At 44.3% G+C, this 20,354-nt stretch carries 8 protein-coding genes; 5 read left to right on the top strand and 3 right to left on the bottom strand.

The genetic code is table 11. The features are described 5' to 3' along the window. Together AC1DCV_RS33970 and AC1DCV_RS33965 are read right to left on the bottom strand one after the other, a co-directional pair. Positions 1-6,273: amino acid adenylation domain-containing protein (locus AC1DCV_RS33970; RefSeq protein WP_477027350.1), on the bottom strand; the 6,273-nt coding region annotated here is incomplete at its 3' end. An 887-nt stretch (positions 6,274-7,160) separates the two neighbouring features. Continuing rightward, positions 7,161-9,782: a ferritin-like domain-containing protein gene (locus tag AC1DCV_RS33965; protein ID WP_477027349.1), complete on the bottom strand. Its 2,622-nt coding sequence runs from the start codon at positions 9,780-9,782 to the stop codon at positions 7,161-7,163. A 710-nt stretch (positions 9,783-10,492) separates the two neighbouring features. Between AC1DCV_RS33965 and AC1DCV_RS33960 the strand changes: the two genes are divergently transcribed. Further along, positions 10,493-10,852, top strand: a complete 360-nt coding sequence (locus tag AC1DCV_RS33960) for a SnoaL-like domain-containing protein (protein WP_477027348.1) — start codon at positions 10,493-10,495, stop codon at positions 10,850-10,852. A 21-nt stretch (positions 10,853-10,873) separates the two neighbouring features. On the opposite strand, the gene AC1DCV_RS33955 is transcribed toward AC1DCV_RS33960, so the two are convergent. Continuing rightward, the gene (locus tag AC1DCV_RS33955) at positions 10,874-11,833 is read right to left on the bottom strand and encodes a hypothetical protein (RefSeq protein WP_477027347.1); all 960 of its coding nucleotides are present in this window, start codon (positions 11,831-11,833) and stop codon (positions 10,874-10,876) included. Between the two features lie 55 nt (positions 11,834-11,888). Between AC1DCV_RS33955 and AC1DCV_RS33950 the strand changes: the two genes are divergently transcribed. The 4 genes from AC1DCV_RS33950 to AC1DCV_RS33935 all read left to right on the top strand — a co-directional run bounded on the left by AC1DCV_RS33950 (position 11,889) and on the right by AC1DCV_RS33935 (position 20,151). Further along, positions 11,889-12,221, top strand: coding sequence for a YegP family protein (locus AC1DCV_RS33950; RefSeq protein WP_477027346.1), 333 nt, complete (start codon positions 11,889-11,891; stop codon positions 12,219-12,221). Between the two features lie 769 nt (positions 12,222-12,990). Beyond that, complete coding sequence (locus AC1DCV_RS33945) at positions 12,991-15,261, top strand: pentapeptide repeat-containing protein (RefSeq protein WP_477027345.1); 2,271 nt, start codon at positions 12,991-12,993, stop codon at positions 15,259-15,261. Positions 15,262-15,289: 28 nt separating this feature from the next. After that, the gene (locus AC1DCV_RS33940; RefSeq protein ID WP_477027344.1) at positions 15,290-16,834 is read left to right on the top strand and encodes a pentapeptide repeat-containing protein; all 1,545 of its coding nucleotides are present in this window, start codon (positions 15,290-15,292) and stop codon (positions 16,832-16,834) included. A gap of 26 nt (positions 16,835-16,860) precedes the next feature. Then, positions 16,861-20,151, top strand: a complete 3,291-nt coding sequence (locus AC1DCV_RS33935) for a hypothetical protein (RefSeq protein WP_477027343.1) — start codon at positions 16,861-16,863, stop codon at positions 20,149-20,151. Positions 20,152-20,354 lie beyond the last annotated feature (203 nt).

The following is a 20,354-nucleotide window of genomic DNA, read 5'->3' as shown; positions in this document are numbered from 1 at the left end:
CAACAATCCTCTACAACTACTACTGCTCACGATCACCGTTGCTGCGGTATCTTTTAAAATATAACTGATCCGTTCCAAAGGATAATCCTGCTCAATGGGCACATAAGCACCGCCAGCCTTCAATATCCCCAGGATGCCCACTATCATATCAGCAGAACGTTCTATGAACAGCGGCACTAACGTATTAGCCTCTACGCCGTTTTTGCGGAGATGAACCGCCAACCGGGTAGCACGTGCATCCAGTTCCTGGTAAATCATAGACTGGCCTTCAAATACCAATGCAGTCGCCTGCGGGGTACGGGCCACCACTGCCGCAAACATATCCACGATCGTTTGATCTGTTCCGGCTAACGCCACCTGGTTATTTGCAGATAACAGCAGTTCACGTTCAGCCGTTGTTAACAGCTCAATATCATTGAGCTGCTTTACTTCATTATCAATTACCTGCAAAAGCACATGATGGAACTGTGCAGCTATCTGCTGCACATAAAACGTATCCAGCAGATCACTGTTATAACTGAATAATAGCCTGGTAGTTTCTCCCGTATGAATGATGATGGTTAAAGGATAGTTGGTATGCGGATGGGCCTCCAGGTTGGTCATTTTCAGTTGCCAGTCTTTTAATGCCAGCACACTGTTCAACGGGTAGTTCTGAAACGTGATGGAAGTATCGAACAAATCACCTGTTATACCGGTACTTTGCTGAATATCCTTTAACCCTGTGTATTGATATTTACGGCATTCCTGCTGGTTTACCTGAAGTTGCTGCAACCATGCAACAATATCATTCTCCGGTTCCACGGTAGTATGCAATGGCAGTGTATTGATAAACATACCTACCCGTTGTTCCATTCCCGGTAATTCTTCCGGGCGGCCGGCAACTGTAATACCAAAAACAATATCCTTACGGCCGGTATAACGGGACAACAGATAGCTCCACACTCCCTGCATCAACGTATTTTGTGTGATACGATGACGGCGGGCATAGGAAGTAAGCCTGTCAGTCACGATAGCATCCAGCTGTAGCATATGTTCCTTATAAACGCCCAATCCTTTTGTCCGGCCAGCCACAGTGCCAATGAAAGGCAACAAGCTTCCTTCACTGATCCTGTTCAGATAATTACCCCAATACTGCAATGACTGTGCTTTATCCTGACGGTCCACGAAACGTATAAAATCTTCAAATCTGTCTTCCATTGTGATGACCGGCATGCTGCCAATAGTGACAGTCTCATAGTACTGCAGCAGTTCTGCCAGCAACACCGGCAATGACCAACCATCTAACAGGATATGATGGAACGTCCATAATAACCGGTAATGATCATCTTTCAGCCGTATCAGGCAGCAGCGCGTCAGCGGAGCTTCGCTAAAATCAAAGCCCTGACGACGATCTGTTTCTTCATATTGCGATATGGCGTCCAGCTGTTCGTTTTCCTTCAGATGCCGGTAATCCAGCACGGTTACCGGTAGTTTCACCTCCCGGAGCACACACTGAACAGGAACACTGAATTCATCGTAATAGAAAACACTGCGTAAAATAGTATGCTGTTCTACCAGGTGTTGCAGGCCCTGTAAGAGTATTGTTTCGTTTAATGTACCCAGATCACAGGTTAATTGTTCCAGATAAACATCTGCTTGCTGATTATACAATGAATGAAACAGGATACCCTCCTGTAAGCCACTCAGTCGATATAAGCCGGTTATTTGCTGACGCCTTGGAACACCTTTGTAAGGAACATCCAGGAATTTATCCAATGCATCATGATTGATATACGCGCCCAATCCATAATCAGCAGGTGTAAATGAAACAACCTGCTGTGAGGCACAATGCGCTATCAGCATTTGCAGGTTTGATAAATAATCTGAAGCCAGTTTTTCTATATCAGTTATGTTATAGTGCCGGGTACTATAACGCCAGTTCAATACAAGCACTCCGTCCTGAATATAACTGTCAATAACGATTTTCTCCTGAACAGGATGTGTTTCACCGGCAAAAGCCTGCAGGGAGTCCATGGAGGCACTCAGATAATCATTGCGACTCAGCAGGCTATCCAGCTGCCCGAGGTAATTAAACAGGATATCCCAGGGATTATTCCCCTGCAGGGAAGGTACTTTGTTGATGTATTTCAATACCCCATATCCGATGCCCTTATCCGTTACTTTACGCAATTGCTCTTTCACCTCTTTTATCAGTGCTGAATGATCATCTGTTTGCATCTCCAGCACTACCGGGTACATGCTGGTAAACCAGCCTACTGTACGGCTGTTGTCTATGCCGGCGGCAATATCTTCCCTGCCGTGCCCTTCCACTCCTACCACTACACTACGGCTATTATTCCATACATTGAGTGTTAGCGTGAGTGCACTCAATAAAATATCATTGATCTCTGTGTGATAGGCCTTAGGCACTTCCTGCAGCAGACGCTGTGTCCGGACTGCATCCAGCCGGACTTCCAGCCGGTCAACATCAGCCGTGATAATGCCGCCATCATAAGTATGTGCTACCCTTAACGGGCTATATTTTCCAGCGATTTTTTCCCAATAGGATTGTTGGTTTAATAAGTGGGGCAACCTGCTATAGTTTTCCAATACATTGTACCACTGACGGTAAGAACTACCTTTGTGGCTAAGTACACCGGTCATTTCAGGTGCTGCTGTATTCAGCAGCAACACTACATCTTCCAATAAAATCCTCCAGGATACGCCATCTACAGCAAGGTGGTGAACTATCAGCAGTAAACGGTGATGTTCTTCTTCCTCCGGTGTGAGCAATAGTACTGCGCGGAAGAGAATACCTTTTTCAATATGCAGACTACGCTGGTATTCTTCCTCTTTCGCTGCAATGGCTGACGGTAATATCGCCGGGGCGACATCACGCAGGTCAAGTATTTCCAGCGGAGCTTCATAGTCGCCGTAGGACTGTTTCCAGGTACCATCGGAATATTTATACCCGAAACGCAGCGCATCGTGATGGCGTACCAGTTGTGCAATAGCCATTGAAAGTTTATCCGTACCGGTTGTTTTGGTTACTTTCAGCAGCACGCTTTGATTAAAATGGGTACTGGTATTGCCTGTTGTTTCAAAATAAAATTGCTGTATGGGTAACAGTCCGCTGGTGCCGGTAAGTAATCCCTGCTCACCGGCAAGTGTGTTATCCTCCTGCAACAACAGGAACGAAGACAGTGCAGCTATGGTTTGACAGGCAAATAAATTACGGGGCTGCAACGCATAACCCGATCGCCTGGCGCGGCTTACCAGTTGGATCGTAATGATGGAATCGCCACCTAATTCGAAAAAGTTATCGTATATGCCTACCCGTGATACACCCAGCAATTCCTCCCAGATAGCTGCCAATGTTTGTTCCCGTTCATTGCGGGGCGCTACATAATCCTCTTCCAGCAACACATTCATATCTACCGCAGGCAAGGATTTTTTATCTATTTTTCCGTTTGTGCCAAGCGGTAATTCATCCAGTGGTATTAAAAAAGATGGCACCATGTAACCGGGTAATTTTGATTGTAAAAAGACCAGGATAGCGCTTTTATCAAAATCACCCCGGGGTACCACATAACCTATCAACCCCTGATTATCTTTCCTTGGTACTACTACCGCCTGACTTACCAGTTCACATTGCAGCAACAGACTCTCTATTTCACCCAGTTCGATACGATAACCGCGGATCTTTACCTGGTCGTCTTTCCGGCCCAGGTATTCGATATTCCCATCCGGTAACCATCTTGCCTGGTCGCCGGTACGATACATCCTTGTATGCCCTGTTTTTAGAAATGGATTATTAAAAAATCGCTGAGCCGTTAATTCCGGACGATTGAGATATCCACGTGCCACCTGTATCCCTCCAATGTGCAACTCTCCCGGCACGCCTATAGGTGTTATGTTGCCGGATGTGTCCAGAATGTATAAGGCTGTATTGGCAACAGGTTTGCCGATAGGTACTATTTCAGGGCTACTGCTGTCTTCCGGCGCTGGCCAGCAGGTTACATCTATTGCCGCTTCTGTTGGGCCATACAGATTATACAAACCTGCAGGGATCTTCGTTTGTTTGAAAGCCTGTACCTGTTGTGGCAGCAAGGGTTCTCCACTGCAAAGTACACGACGTAAACAGGAGCAATCCCCGGTAGTAATATTTTCCAGGAAAACATGCAACATGGAAGGCACAAAATGGATGGTAGTAATCCCCTGCCGGACGATAATTTCCTTCAGATAATCAGCATTCTTATGTTCTTCAGGTAACGCAAATACCAGCCTGGCACCTGTGATCAGCGGCCATAATAATTCCCATACAGATACATCGAAACAAAAAGTATTTTTTTGCAATACTGCATCGGTACTATCAAGATGAAAGTAATCCTGTGCCCATAGCAAACGGTTCAACAACCCTCCATGCTCATTCATTACGCCCTTGGGCTGACCGGTAGTGCCGGAAGTATAAATTACATACGCCAGGCTGGCTGGGGTCAGCGAATTGCATGGCGCGGTGCGGGGATAAGCCGCTATACTGCTGTTGTCGCCGTCCAATGTGATCACCCGGATATTGTCTGCCGACTGTAAACGCGGAGCAGATGCCATAGTAGTGAGTACGATGCCGGCACCGGTATCTGTGAGCATATAACCTATCCTTTCTGCCGGATAATCAGGGTCGATGGGTACATAGGCACCTCCAGCCTTTAATATGCCCAAAATGCCTGTTATCATTTCTTCAGAACGTTCCAGGCAAACAGGCACCAATGTTTCTTCTTTTACCCCCTGGCTTTGCAGGTAATGCGCCAGTTGATTGGAGCGCTCGTCCAGTTGCCGGTAGTTGATAGCAGTCTCTTTAAAAACCACGGCGATTGCATCAGGAGTACGCGCTACCTGGGCGGCGAACAGATCCAGCCAGGTTTTGTCGCCAGGATAGGCTACCGCAGTATCATTGTACGTTAACAACAACCTATGTTCTTCCTCCGGCAGGATACTGATTTGTTCGACAGGATCCTCCAAACCATTCTTAAACTGTCGTAAAATATGCATAAGACGGCTTGCCAGCAACGGCATCTCTTCCGCAGAGAAGAACTGTTCCTGGTAATCCATCCTTAACTGTATAGGTTGTTGTTTGCCGTAATCTTTCCACATCAGTTCCAGTGGAAATGAAAGGTCCGGGTTAGACAGTGTGGTGGTAGTGGCTTTTATATTTCCTTCCATCTCCAGTTCCATATCCAGCAACGCATAGTTTACGATCACCTCAATCAGGTAATCGTTGATATGGCCGATCTGCATCATTTTTTTCAGATCGCTGACCAGATAGTTCTGATAACGGTAATCTTCCCTTTGGGTAGAAGCGATCTGTTTCAGCAGTTCGAGCAAAGGAATATCCGGTTGATACACTCCTTTAAAAGGTATAACTCCCATAAACATACCGGCGATGGTACGTAACTGTTTCGTTCTCCTTTTATGTAAAGGAACACCAAAAACGAAGGACGTTTGCGACGTTGATTTAGCAAAATAAATCATTAAGGCAGCAATCGTTAATTGCTGCAAATTCACACCCGATCGTTTTTCCAATTCATCCATCCAGGCTTTATCCTCCGCTGTGATATCAAGCAGGTAGGTTCCTCCCTGTTTCTGATGTGCTGCCCCCTGTCTTTTCTTCAACACGCTATCCGGTTTCTCACCAATTCTGGCCTTCCAGTATATACCTTCCCTCGCATATTCCTCTGAATCCCAATAAGTATGCGCCCTGATGGCTTCTTCTTTATAAGAAGGAAAACTGAAAATTGTTTCCACACCAGTCACCAGCGCATTATATTTTTTTGCGAGATATTGGAAAACCGCAGCCACCCCTACACCATCGGTTACAAGGTGATGATATTTAAAATACCACCAATGTTCCTGATCACTGATCCTGATAAGATAAAACTCATACAGCAATGCATCTTCGCCTAATTTAAAAGGGATGTTCAGCCGGTCTTTTATCCATAGCTCCATGGCAGCATTATTACCAGGTATGTCAGTGGCATCCACTTCCTTCATGTGATATGACAAAGAGCTGTTATCAAAATACAGATGCGGTGTATCATCTGTGATACTGAATCTCATTCTGAGTGCATCAAATACCGCAGGCAATGAGTAAACGGCGGCAACAAATTTTTCTTTATCAAGTGTACCTGCTATTTTCAGGTAGCCACCTGTGTTATAATGAGAGCTGTCAGGATATATCAATTGATCCATGAAAATATCATGCTGTGCGGGATGGAGCGAAATCATCTGTTGGAACATATTGTTTTATATTTTGAGTATGGTAAATTATTAAGTAGTGATAGGAACAGGCAAATAAAGCCCGCCCTGCGCCCTTTCAGGCAGCAGATCAGTAGTAAGCCGCTTATATACCGGCTATGTAACTAAATATCGGGGGAACTATTCGGAGATAGTAGCAAATGGATAGTAACAAAAAGCTGCCGGTAATCTGCATGATTACACCGGTGTTAACACACTTTACGACACTCAAAGTAAAGGACATAGCTGTCGCAGATGTGAGTACATATTTGTTTCACACTATAAGGCTTCCCTACGATAATTAATTATGTAAAAGCTAATGGGTAATGTTTTGTAACATCTACTCCAGCTTGCATAGAAAAAACCAGATTATATCTGGTTAGAAAGAAAAGTAAATTCAAATCATAAGCATCAGCGGATCTTTCCAGACTATTATGCAGATCTGAAAGAAGGTATGCTGATAAATAAAAAGAGCAATCATTTACCCCATGGATATTTCCACCTCCGGGTTATGATTGAGGGATGGACATAGCTTCCACGTTGATGGCTGGGTTATATTAAACGGAGCACTGCGGATATGGTTCAAAGGAACTAAGCTGATTGAGCCTCATAAAATACGAGTATTAAAATGTTAAGTCTCATTGACAATAAAAAGTTTCCTGGATGTTGTGTTTTTCGTTGGGTTTCCGGTTATTTGAGTTGGTGTTGGTTTTGTTGTTATTTTTTTAGTAGTCGAAGAAAAGTATGACTAAAATTATGAATAAAAAAACAACAATGAAATTTTTTTTTTTAAAACTTAGGCATGATATAAACAGCGCATCAAAATATATATGTTATGCTGTTTAAAATAACTGCATTTCAAACAGCATAACATATCGGAATATTCAATTTCACGGCAATTGGAAAGCAGGCGTCATGGTAGTGCCATCAGCTGCACCGGTAGGTGTTTCCACCAGTTTACGCGCCATGAGGGACAGCCCAAACATAGTCCCTACCGCTTCCTGCAAAAATCCGGGTTCCCCATTGAATGTACGATGTAATGCCTTTAACATGGCCTGATAGGCCTGTGCAAACTGTACAGACAATATTTGTGCACGGGAGTTTTCCGGATAATTAACCAGTTGCGGATCATCTTCTATAGGCCATACACCATTAGCATCAAATGATATTTTAGCTCCTGTATAAGAAAAGCCACCACCTTTTTTTCGAACCAGATGATGTCCGTTTACTATTTCCGCAAACTTGTAGTAATGCGCCAGCTCACCATCACCATCCTCCGGATTGGAGGAAGACACCCCTTCTCCCTGATCTTTTATCTGTTCCAACGCAACCAGCGCATCCTGTAAATTCTTTATAGCGAACAACTTTCCTTGTCCGTTCCATTCCTTCACCTGTTTATCAATATTACCAAAAGTAATTTTCCCTGCCTTATTCAAATCAATCAATCCTCGTTTGATCTCATCATAAAACCAGCCAATGGTATAGGGATTTGTTCCTTCCGGCCATTGCTGATTCAGTGCTTTCATCCTGGTTTGAATCATTTCCTCCGGTTCTTCAATGGTCATAAAGGTATCACGGATATGTTCTATAGAGCAACGCCGTAAATGCACGGTGAGACCTGCTCTCAAACCTCCCGGCAATGCAGCGGGATAGCGTGGTACAAATCCGGGATGCACCATATCAGGACTACCACCGATAGCAATCAACAGGTTTGATACCAATGCCATATGCAGCATTTCTTCCATTACAATACCTCTGATCAATTCAGCCACTTCTATATTATATCCCTGTTTGATACTATACAAAGCGCACAGGTAAGGGGGAATAGTGGCATGCTCCAGCTCCAGTGCCGTTTGCAATGCCAGCTTCAGACTATCAATACTATCCAGTTTCATATACACCGGGTTGTCCAGCCACTTACGGATCATCTCCAGCTTTGCAGCAGAAAGGTCGCGCGTTACCGGCATATAATTAGGACTTGTGACCGGCAGCCTGAAAACATTTTTCATAACATGCAAACGCTGAATAACACTGGCATAGTTAGACAAGTCGACAATAGGCTTCATCACCGGATACAGATTGGCATACTGCTGAAAAATAGGTTGTACATGCTCCATCCAGGTTGGTTGATCTGGCACCTGGTACCCGGAATATACTTTTGCCATAATGGTGTCATTACTCCGTATATCCCCTGCGGCATAACCAATATAATATACCTGCCCATCAATAAAATCTCTCGGTGTTCCGGGATCACTGGCGGTAACAGGTATTTCTGCTACACCATTTACATTAGTCATAACATTGGCAGGGAAAGCCAGGTGAGATGGTGCGCCCGGTTTAGCTCTCCGTCCCGGCACATTAAACAGCCGGATGGACTGGTTGCTGAACGGTTTTCCGAAAGCACTGGCATATATCCTGGCAGTTTGTTTTTCTCCGGGATTTAACCGGAAGGTAAATGCATCGGCACGCAGGAATGTCCCGGTGGTATTTTCCTGCAGCAATGTTCTGCCGGATGCAGAATGAAAGATAGCCAATGGATTTTGCTCAATTAATGCGGCTGTTGCAGGTGTAAAAGGAATGGATACAATACCGGCAGTAGCAGCATACCAATTGGTGTCTCCATAATTTATCTCTCCCAATAATACCGGTCCACCTGAAGCCGGCAATACAGCCAGATAAATCTGGTCTACATCAGCCAGTACTCCCTTCTCAGTAGGCAAACTATTCCCCAGGTCAACATGTACCACGCCATCACCCACTTTACAGTAAGCCGTGTTAAGACTAATACGCGCAGCAGGATTAGGAAACAGCGCCCGGCCATTTACAAAATGCAGCGGTTCATCCGGAAGATATCTGCCGATAGCTCCTGTAATCCTGCCAAAAAGAAAAGTAGCGGAAGCAGGATTAAAATCAAACGCATCCAGGTTGAACTTGATGCTCAGCTTGTCCGGCGCCTCTCCTGACGGCAGGCCTGCAGTCAGTTCTTCCAGGAAGCGGGATCTTATGTTATGATTCCATCTTCCAATATTTAAAACGCTTTGATAAACAGCACCACTACCAACATCGCCGAAAATTGCATCCTGTGCACGTAACCAGTAATCACTGAAAGCCGCCACTTCATAGTCGCCCTGAAAAGCAGCATCATCGCCATTGCCAACTACTACCTGGAAGCCCCATAGTTCCGTTGTTTTTTCATCGGTATCCAGATCTGCCATTTTACCATCCACACGGCTGTCCATTCCGCTCAATGGCATTCCGATAATAGCATCTAAAGCCGCATCGTCGCAGGTAGTACCATCAAGGTAAGTAACCCCCTGAACTGTACAATTATACAATCGCCAGCTGCCGGTTCCATTAGGACTGGGACCTCCATTTCCTATCGGATAAGCAGGTAGCTGATAACTGGTCTGGAAATTATCATTATCATAATAACCCCTGGGATTATTAACTGTCGGGATATCGGACTCAAATTTTCCTGAAAAATGAAGCCGGGGAAATTGCAAATAGCTCATAGATAGTGTTTAAATTAAAGGTGTTCGATTAATGACATACTCATGCCACGGTTATAAAATGATATACACGTTGGATTTCGCCACAGGTGTATGCACCTGTCACGAATTAGTTGTAAGAAAGGGTTGTATGCAGGTTACTCAGCAACGAAAGCTCACAGCTTCCAGGCAAAGCCAGGAAATCTGTACAGTTAACTGAACAACCAATAAAAAAGAAGAGACAATATTAGGAAGGAGGAGAATACTGCTTATTAATTAAAAAATGCTTCCTGATGCCAACCGATAAAATTACGAATGCTTGTTTCATTTCTTAGTCCTTACGTTTCCTTAATAAATCCAGATTACCAATTATAACAACAATATAATGTGTTATCAGGCAGAGGTGGGTGTTACAAAAAAGATATCAGATACACACGGTTTTCATATTTCCTTTACGGCGTTAAAACTACAATGTGATAATGCGATAGGGTCGCAGTCTGATAAAGCTTAACTTATCAAAAAAATCTAAAAACAGTTACAATGATATATTGCATATTGCTTTAACCACCTTACATAGCGCAGATATTCTCTCAGGCTTTAATTTCAAGCATAGTCAGCCCTGCAAACAACTAATATTTTGGTTATCTTGCTACTGAAAAACAGGTTGTCATCTGATGGAAAAAAAACCTTCTTAGTGACAATAATATGCTATTCACCAATAAAACCCTTCTATTATGACAGTAGAACAAATCGCCTCCCGCCTCACAGAACTTTGCCGGGAAGAAAAATTTGATATTGCACAAAAGGAACTTTATGCCGATGATGCCGTCAGCATAGAACCTTACGCCACGCCTGATTTTGAAAAAGAAACCAAAGGACGGAACGCTTTAACGGAGAAAGACAGAAAATTCAGTGCTATGGTGGAAGCCAGGTATGGCACTACTGTTTCAACACCATTGATCACAGGCAACGTTATCGCCTTTGTACTCACTATGGACATCAAAATGATTGGCAAAGACCGTATGAAGATGAGTGAGCTTTGCGTATATCATGTAAAAGACGGTAAAATTATTTCAGAGCAGTTCTTCATGTAATCATACATTTCACCTCGTTGATCAGCGACTTGCGGAAGCGTTATTTCGTAGCTGATTATTTAATTCATCGACCATGATTCCGGCCCTTGAATCAACAACCCCTATCTCTCCGTGAGAAACGAGATTTCTTATTTTGGTTACACGATTGAGTTTATTGATTTGATCCCGGGTTAATACCCCTCTTTGAAAAAGCTCTCTTACTACCTGTTGAAAATGCATGAACTGCCGGGGACGACCAGCGTCAACACCCTGACCTGGAGTTTCAGCCAAAATGTTTCGTGCTGTTTTCTCCAATACAGCAAATTTATCCAGGAACTCACCTCTTGATACCGTCCGGGAATTTCTAACATCGAATGATTCTTTATCTTTTTCAATCAATTTATCTGCTGTATTTTCAATCTTCGATGGATTTACAATAAATATGACAAATACCATTGCCTGGAAAATGGTAAAAATATTAAGGACGCCGACAACTGCTACAAGGAATATGGAGAATGCGCCTAAATCAAATCCATTAAGATAGACCACTAACAAACTAAAAGTTATAGAAAGGCCGGTAAGCCATAGTAAAAATTTTAATCTCGAAAAATATTGCTTTTTAATATCAGCATAAATTTCAATAAGGGTTTCATCCTTTTCTACTTCTTTATCCATTCTTTCGTGGATAAAGAAAAATCCCGCTGCAAGAAAGCCGATTAGCGCTGCAATGGCCTGTGCAGAGGAGCTAAATGTCCAGTAAATATTATCTTCTCCCTTGTACATTATACTAGCAATATGATAGTTACCAAAAGTTCTTGTGATACCCGGATAGCGGGAGCAATCGCTATTCCGGAGGGCTAATATAGAAAGAAATGTGTAAGTATCCTTATTGTGGCGACAGTTTAAACTTAGAAAGTTTACTACATTTAAAGGGAAGTACTCTTTATTTCCGTAAAGCCTTGCAGAAGCATGATAGCGTAAAATAATCCCAACGTCTTTCACATTTAATGAGTTTGAGATTTATTAAGTAACTTTCCTTACACTAAAACAATATCCTATGAGTAAATTTGTTGTCTCCAAAAGCAGCAACGGCGAATTCCGTTTTAAATTAAAAGCTGGTAACGGGGAGGTAATCCTTGTTAGCGAGGGCTACACCTCCAAATCAGGCTGCGACAACGGCATTGAGTCCGTAAGAACCAATTCCCAGGTTGATGAACGGTTCGAGAAAAAAACAGCCACCAATGGGAAACATTATTTTAACCTGAAAGCTTCCAATGGACAAATCATTGGTACCAGCGAAATGTACGAAAGTGCTGCTGGTCGTGACGGTGGCATTGCTGCGGTCAAAAGTAATGCACCTAAAGCAACAGTAGAAGAAGCTACAGCGTAATTTATTTGAAATCCGGCTGGTCAGCACATGCGCTGACCAGCCTCTGGTTAACTTCCACCCCTTCATTCCCCCAGTAAATACCATTATGAAAAAACCGGGACGCGGAAGTATACTACCAATGCCATGCCCCCCGAAATTCAGAATTACTCTGGCATTTTATTTAACAACATAAAAACACACCTCCCCTTTAATCCCCAAAAAAGATAAGTTATCCTAATTAAATAATCCTTCACCTAACATTTATTTTCGAATACAAAAAATATTTTTCACATTGGAAAAGTTTTAATAGTTTAGTTATGGCTTTTTTAGACACGCTCAGTATAGGCAGGAAGACAACCAATGGTATAGCACTCCAGGCAAAGATCAACAAATGCGCTATGACAGAAAAGTCATACCGGTTTTAATGTTACATATCCTACGAACTATTTTAAAACCCTCAAATAACCCAGTACTCCCATGACGGTATCTGTTTAATTCAGGCATCAGGCATATTTGTATCCTATTTGCTGTATATGTTGAATACATAGCACGCAGGATGTTAATGCCCGCTAACCTGTAACGCTTAACAACAACCCATGTTACATCATTTTTCCCGGTAGAATCACAAGTTGATTCTGCATTGGAATACCCATGCTGCATCATTTACATCACCTAATATAAATCACCTGATCTGGCCCACTTTTTCTGCATCATACCCAGCTCCTCCCTGTGGGATATTTTCGCTGGCGATTGTCATTACTCCTGGGCCATATCCTATAATCATAACCTTATGAAAACCTTCGCACTGTTTTTATTGCTTACGTTGTTGACCCTGCCTTTTAGTGGACTGGCTCAGCATAAAAATCCTTCGAACAAACATCTTGATTTTTCAGGGAAAAATATGACTGATTATAATTTCACCACTATGTCCCATAGCGCGCTGATAGACGCAGACTTTACAAACGCTATACTCAATGGCGCCCAATTTCAGAACATGGACCTGACAGGCGCCAATTTTAAAAATGCCACTATGCAGCAATCGGCAAAATCATATGTTGATCTATCTGGCACCACCCTCAATCATACCAGTTTTCAAGGTGCAAAAATGCAGGACGCCAACTTGCAATACGCTGAATTTACTGCTACGGATTTTACAAATGCCCAAATGATAGGGACACAATTTGGCCCATTCATGACCATCAAACCCTCTCCTGATAGTATCAGGACAAAATTTGTGGGTACAGCCCTTGTCCTGGGCCAGTTTCCTCTTGCGCGGTGGCCTACCGTATACTGGTCATATACGGATCTTAGTAATTGCAGGATATCAGGGTTTAACCCCAAAACATTTTCTTTTGCTTCCAGGAATATCACCGGCGCCAAAATGCAGGGAAATAATCTTTCGCATTTTAATTTTAACAGGTGTATTATGTCAAGTGCGGACTTGTCCAATGCTAACCTGAGTTACGCCAATTTATCAGGCGCTTTGCTATTCAATGCAAAGCTACGAGGTACCCGTCTGGTATATGCAGATCTAACAGATGTCAAATGTTACACTGGTGCCAACAATAGTAACGCCGATTTTTCCGGGGCTACTATGAACAATGCTATTTTAGATCGTGGGAACTTTTCTGCTGCTTTGATGTCAGGCGCTTTATTGAGAGGTGCTCATGCCGATAGCTGTTCTTTTGATTATGCCTTTTTTAATTCAGTCGGAAGTTCTGGTGTTGCTGATTTTTCAGCTGCCGATATATCGGGATCTTCTTTCAATAAAGCCTCGTTAAACAGCGTCCGTTTTAACAATGTATTCGCTATCCGTACACAGTTTGCCAATTGCACAATGGCAACAACCGATTTTACGGGAGCGGTAATGCCGGGGGCCAGCTTTAGTAATAGTTCCCTGCAAGGTGTTTTGTTTACAGGAGCCATTCTCCAGAATGCCGACTTTAATAATGCACACCTACTAGCTGATTCAGGTGCGGCTGGCGTAGATTTAAGTTGCTCACAGCTGGGAGGTGCTGATTTTACCAATGCAACAGTTCTTTATGTTAATTTTGCAGATGCTGTTATGCTCCCCCCGGATTCCTGTTGTCAGACGCTGGATGGAAGCTTATGCGGTACTATTACTATTAATCAAAAACAGTATGGAGCAACGATATTACCCAAATTAACCGCTCCCGTCACCTGCCCCAATGGTGAAAACGCCATCTGCCAGGGCAAGCAATGGATTGTGCCCAACTGGAATACCGTTCATTGTAATTCACAGCATACGGCGCAAACAGTATGGACAAAACCGAATTGTGGCGGCGGCGTGCAGGATACCGTGGGCACCATTCACTTTCCGGATCCCAACTTAAAGGCAGCTATTGTTCATGAGCTTTTTAATGGAGACAATACCAAAGTCATTACAGATTCGCTGGCCGTAAAAGTACTGACACTTAACTGTGCAGGTTATAACATCAGTAACCTGGAGGGGCTTCAGTATTTTAAAAACCTTCGTACGCTTAATCTAAGTCAGAATAACATTAGCGATGGCGGTTTATTAAGGCATTTGAAACAACTCGCTACACTTAAAGTTGCCAATAACAACCTGCCTTCTCTGGACCTTCGCGGCCTATTGAACCTGATCTACCTGGATGCTTCCAGTAATAAGCTCACCACCCTTCAGTTCGATGCTGACTGTTTTCTGAATTTTGTTGACGCTTCTTATAATCAGCTTAGCCAGCAGAACTTTTCGCGTCAGATTTATTTGAATTACCTGGATCTTTCTTACAACAAACTTACCAGTGTAGGTGATTTGAGCCAGCTAAAGGTGCTCACTGCCATTTTCCTCGAAAATAATTCCCTGACAAAAATTGGTAATCTCGCTGCTATCTATGATGACGGCAATGCAAATCTCACCTTTTTAAATCTGGCTTGTAATGCCAACTTCGACTGTACTACGCTTGGATTGACTGATAGTTACGGACAACAGTTTTTAATTTCTTCTGAATGTGGTAAAACTGATCCTGGTTGCAATACCAATCCACGTCAGGCAAATCATGTAAAACCAGTGTTACGATAATACTTTATTAATTGTTAAACTTTTTTCTATGAAAAAATGGAGCTCCTGCAGGAGATTTATTAAAATACAAATGATTTATTGTATGCTGCTCTTGTTGGGTATGACAGGAACCGCCCAAACGCCTTATAGCTGTTCTTCCTGTGATCTGCACGGTAAAGACTTCAGCGGCCAGGATCTGACAAATGCGAATTTGTCCTTTGCTAACCTGGACAATGCCAACTTCAGTAACTGCACACTTAACGGCGCCTTGTTTGCCAATGCCAGTGTAAAGGGCGCCCGCTTTAACAACGCACAGCTCAACATAAGCGATAAGGGGCCTGCAAATTTCTCGAATGCAGATTGCAGCAAAGCCGATTTTACCGGTGCCTCCCTTAAAGGAGCCGTCTTTACCTACGCCAATATGAGCGCAACCAATTTCAATCAAACCAATTTAACCGATGCATTATTTGGATTGAGACTGGAGATACGGGATTCGCTGAACCCTCAACCACCCAGTTTTGAAGGAACGGTATTGCCTTGTTCCATTAGACCTCTTTTCCGTGAAGCAGATTCGAATAAAGTGAAATTTTTCCCCTGTAAAACACCTGTATCGCGAATAACCAAAGTGTCTGGTAAAAAAAGTACAGATACGGTATATATATCTCTTGGTGGTACAGATGATAATAGTTGCGGAACTGCCGGCCACCCCTGTAAAACCTTTCAGGTGGCAATAGACAAAGCGCCTGACAATGGCGTGATTGCAGTGAGTTATGGAAAATATTATCCAGCACTACTGCTGATTTCTAAAAATCTCACGTTTGTAGGAGGTCTGGACCCTCAGTGGCAGCCTACAGGAGGCCAGACGTGGCTAACGTCTAATGAACAGGGCTTCCCTATTTTTGTGATCACCAATCCGGTAAACGTCAGTTTTGAATATTTTATACTGAACGCATCTCCCCACTCAACCAGGATAGCAACCACCGTGCTGCAGGCACTTCACGGAGGCACCATCACCCTGTCCAACGTGAATTTAAACGGAGCGGTAGCAGCTGATGGAGAAAATGGGACAGCAGGTACCAAGTCATGTTGCATCATGTGCCAGGGGGACTATGCCAATTGTGGAGATGGAGGAGTTGCTAATAGCAATGTCAAAGGCGCTGCCGGTATTATTCCTTTTGGATGGTTCGGAACATCGGGAGGGTTCGGCGGTACCGGTTCCTCTAATAATTGCTATATATATTGTGTCGGTGGTGGTGGTGCGCAGGGTGGTGCTTCTTTTTGCGCTGTGCTGGTCGATGCTAAACTTATAGTGGATGCCACAACTAAATTTGCGCCTGCCGCTGGCGGTAATGGCGGCAATGGTGGTTATGGCGCCTACAGTGCAGGTGGCGGCGCAGGTGGTAATGGGGGACTTGCCGCAAGTATTGTGCTCAAAGGCGGCGCCAGCATTGTGGGAACGCCTGTTTATTACAACGGCAAGGCCGGGAAACCGGGAAATGGTGGTCCCAGCTCTTCCAATCCTAATAACAACTGTTCCGGAAAGTCCGGTGCACACGGACTTCCAGGTATTGCTGCCGACACGCTTAAATACTGATCTTCAAAGCTTTTAAAATATTTTTTATGTCAGTTGAACAAATGCAGCCTGCTGCTTCCTCTCCCACCAGCAAAGCCACCACGGCCTATATTTTTCATACCAACCTTTCAGATAAATTGCCGGGGGAAGACTACTGGGTATATATTGCCGGAGAAAAACACCCACTCATTGAACACACAGCAGAATCACGGTCGAAAGCCAGGCAGGAACACCCTTCGCTGGCCCATTTGGAAGACAGCGCCCTTACACACTATACACCGCATCCGGTCCATATCCCACAGGGAACGGTGATACGGTATACCATCCGGCATCAAAATAAAACCAACACCCTGCCCGGCAAATCCGGTATCCATCATGTAGATATCCTGGTAGTTCCCAACGAAACGACCGGAAACAACGCAATGAAAAATGAACAGCCCGGCGTCAAAGTAAAGCATAGTGATTACGGATCAACCGCCGAAACCCTGATACGCCATCATGGAGACCTTAACACAAAAGATCCCACTATCTTCAACTACATAGGTGAACACATGGACCAGTTTAAAGCGCCCATTACTTATGGTTTAATACAGACGCTTGCTGGTGTGATGGCTGCTGCCGGCCCTCCTGCAGTTAACTCCGGCTGGGCCAACTATCAACCCTTTGATACAGACACCATGGGGCAACAGCAACTCCTCGTCCCTACTGCCGATATCATCAAAGCTGCCGGAGAGTCCATGACAGCCGTACAAGTCAGTACCAAGAACGATGTCCGTCTCAAGGGAACAAGCTGGACTTTACAGGAAGGCACCAGCGTAAAATCTGCCGGCGACAATGGAGAGATGGCGGCAGGTATATACATGCCCGTTAGTCTGAAAACCCGTGCCGGGAAAGACGACCACTGGACAGCAGCCCTTGCAAATACAGACCCGACCTATGGCCTTTCAACCAGCATTAAAGTCATCGACTCAGGTAAGCGCCAGGTTGAAATAACGATGACAAATACTTATATCCGTTGCCTCGCCGCCTATATCCAGTTTGTTGATGCAGATGATAATACAATGAGCACACCAGACTGGCAACCCGATGATGGCGGCGTATCTGCAGAAATTGTTGCGGACCTGCAACTGGACTATAACGATTTACGGTTTATTGGCTGGATAAGTCCTATCGACACCATATTTGGTGTGCCGGATACTAAGTTTCCCGGAACACTTACCGTAAGGGTCACTTTTCCCGAAGGCGCCGTTTCCGCTAATATTTATGGCTGTGGCCTGGGAACAGGCAAAAATCAGTACCCCAAGAGTGCCGTTATTGGCGGCGTAACAACCGCCATATTGAATTTTGTGCTGCCTTCCATATTCCTGGGTGTAGGCGTGGCAGGGCAAAGCTGGAAGCCAGCCTATGACTTATTTAACGACCCTAAATTTATTGCAGCGGCGCTTACCATTGGGATTACCTATTTTGGTKGGGATTTTCTGTATGTAGGGCTTGCCGACAAAAAGCTTAACTGGGTTGAATTTTCTACGATCGGACAGATCATTTTCGATAAGGCCGTTACAAAACTGTTGGTCTGGTGCGAAAAGCAAATCGTTGAAGGCGAAATAGAAGATGAAATACCCTTTGCCGGATGGGCAATGGTTGCTGTAAATATTGCCGCCGATGTTGCACAAATGTCGCAAACAATAGTAGAGGTGGTAGACAGCCCCTGGATGATTTCAAACAACATTTCCACCACCATTACCAGTACCCTCACGATCCATCCTGATCCCGGTCACCATACATTCCCTGCTGTCCCTTCAGGCGCAAAGGCCAGCTACGTTGCAAAAATGATATACCTGGATCAGAACCGTCCCAGCATTACTTCATCCCAGGTACCTCTTGATCCATCCAGCTATCCCGCTACGTTGAGTGCCAGTTTCGAAAATACGCTTGGCGGCAAAGTTAAGTTCGAGGTAGATTTTTATATCGATAACTGGACTGCCGGTAAAGCTACTACCGGGGTGCTGGAAAACGATGAACAGCACACCGCCGACATTACGCTGTACCTGGTGCAGGTGCCCATACCACTAACCAGCAAATCGGTTTATATGCATACGGCTATACTGGGTTATTCCGGGCAGTATAGTTGGATGCCACAATCTTCGCCTCCCACAGGAACACTTACCAACGCCGATAACAGTCAAACAGGAAATGCTATTTCGGAATGGATGGGCCTTGCCATCAGCCAGCGCTATGGTATGGTAGGATTGTCCTGGAAAGCCGCCGGATTGGGAATTACAGATTGTTCCAATCATTCTGATGGACAGCTCTATGCATTTCAGAATATTAATATTCCCGGAATGGATATGAATGCGGTAAAATTTCCTACCTGCGCATTATCTGGATTGTCGCATTTGATATATGATAGTTTCCCACCTAAATTCAAAATGGATAACGGGAATTTTGTGCTAAAAAATAATCAGCCGGTTCCTGATCCGCAATCTCCCGATTTAGGCAACTACTACATTGACCCGCGTAAATCCTGCAACAGCGAAGATATCGGGAACTGCCTGGATAACGGTGGCGGCTATCATTTACGTAAGGTAATATTGGATGATAACTCTCCTTCGTTTAATATGTCTACCGGCCAAAACAGTTATGGACGATTCCCTTATTTCCCGGACTCAGTCACCCTGCACCCCAGCAAACATATCATAGGAGTGAGTCAAAAATACTGCAAGATGATGATCACCCCTCTTCCAGACGATCCGGGACTTGCCGACAACAATATTCCGCTGGCCCGGACTTTTGCAGGGAAGGCGCTGAACTTTAACGGAAGCGGTGGCAGGGCGGGCCTTCTTTTCACCCCTGTTGCGGTCACCTGCTCTCATGATGGCACCATCCTAGTTCTGGAGCAGGTTGCCACTGGTGGTTTTAATCTTGCCCGCATCCAGGCATTTGACCTGAATGGAAACCCGGTCAGTTGCTTTTCTGGTAATAATGGGGCATCTCCTACCCTCAGCCTGCCCACCAATGCCACCTATCTGGATCTGGCTGCCGTAGGAGACAATTGCTCTACATTTCTGTTCGTACTCTACTACAACAATTCCGGCACTGCAACCGGCGACTATAACATGACCATCTATCAATATGGCAAAGGTGCTCCCGCAGGTAACCTGCTTGTCACCACCCCAAATATTCCGGCGGCTAAAATCAATGTGGACATGTGGCATACGTTATACACGCTTAACTGGCAGATGACACAGGATGGTAGTGGTCATAATGCCGGTCCCGGTGCTGCCCCTGGTCGTACAGTGCCGTCGGTTAGTGAATGGTTACCACCAATCCCGAAATAGAAATCCGGGGGTAATAAGGTAGATGGAAACGTTAAGTATATATAAAAGCCAGCGTGCATTCTAAATCAAAAACAAATATTTGAACAGAAAAAAATGTAAGAATAAAAAAGCCTGAAGATCTTCGCGATCTTCAGGCTTCATGAAGTAAATTATGTAAAAAAAACATTAAGAACAAAACATATGCGTGTGCGTATTTCCCAATT

Source organism: Chitinophaga sp. 10T418 (genome assembly GCF_056394125.1).
Note: the sequence above shows the minus strand (reverse complement) of the source record. Positions and strands in the feature narration are given on the sequence as shown.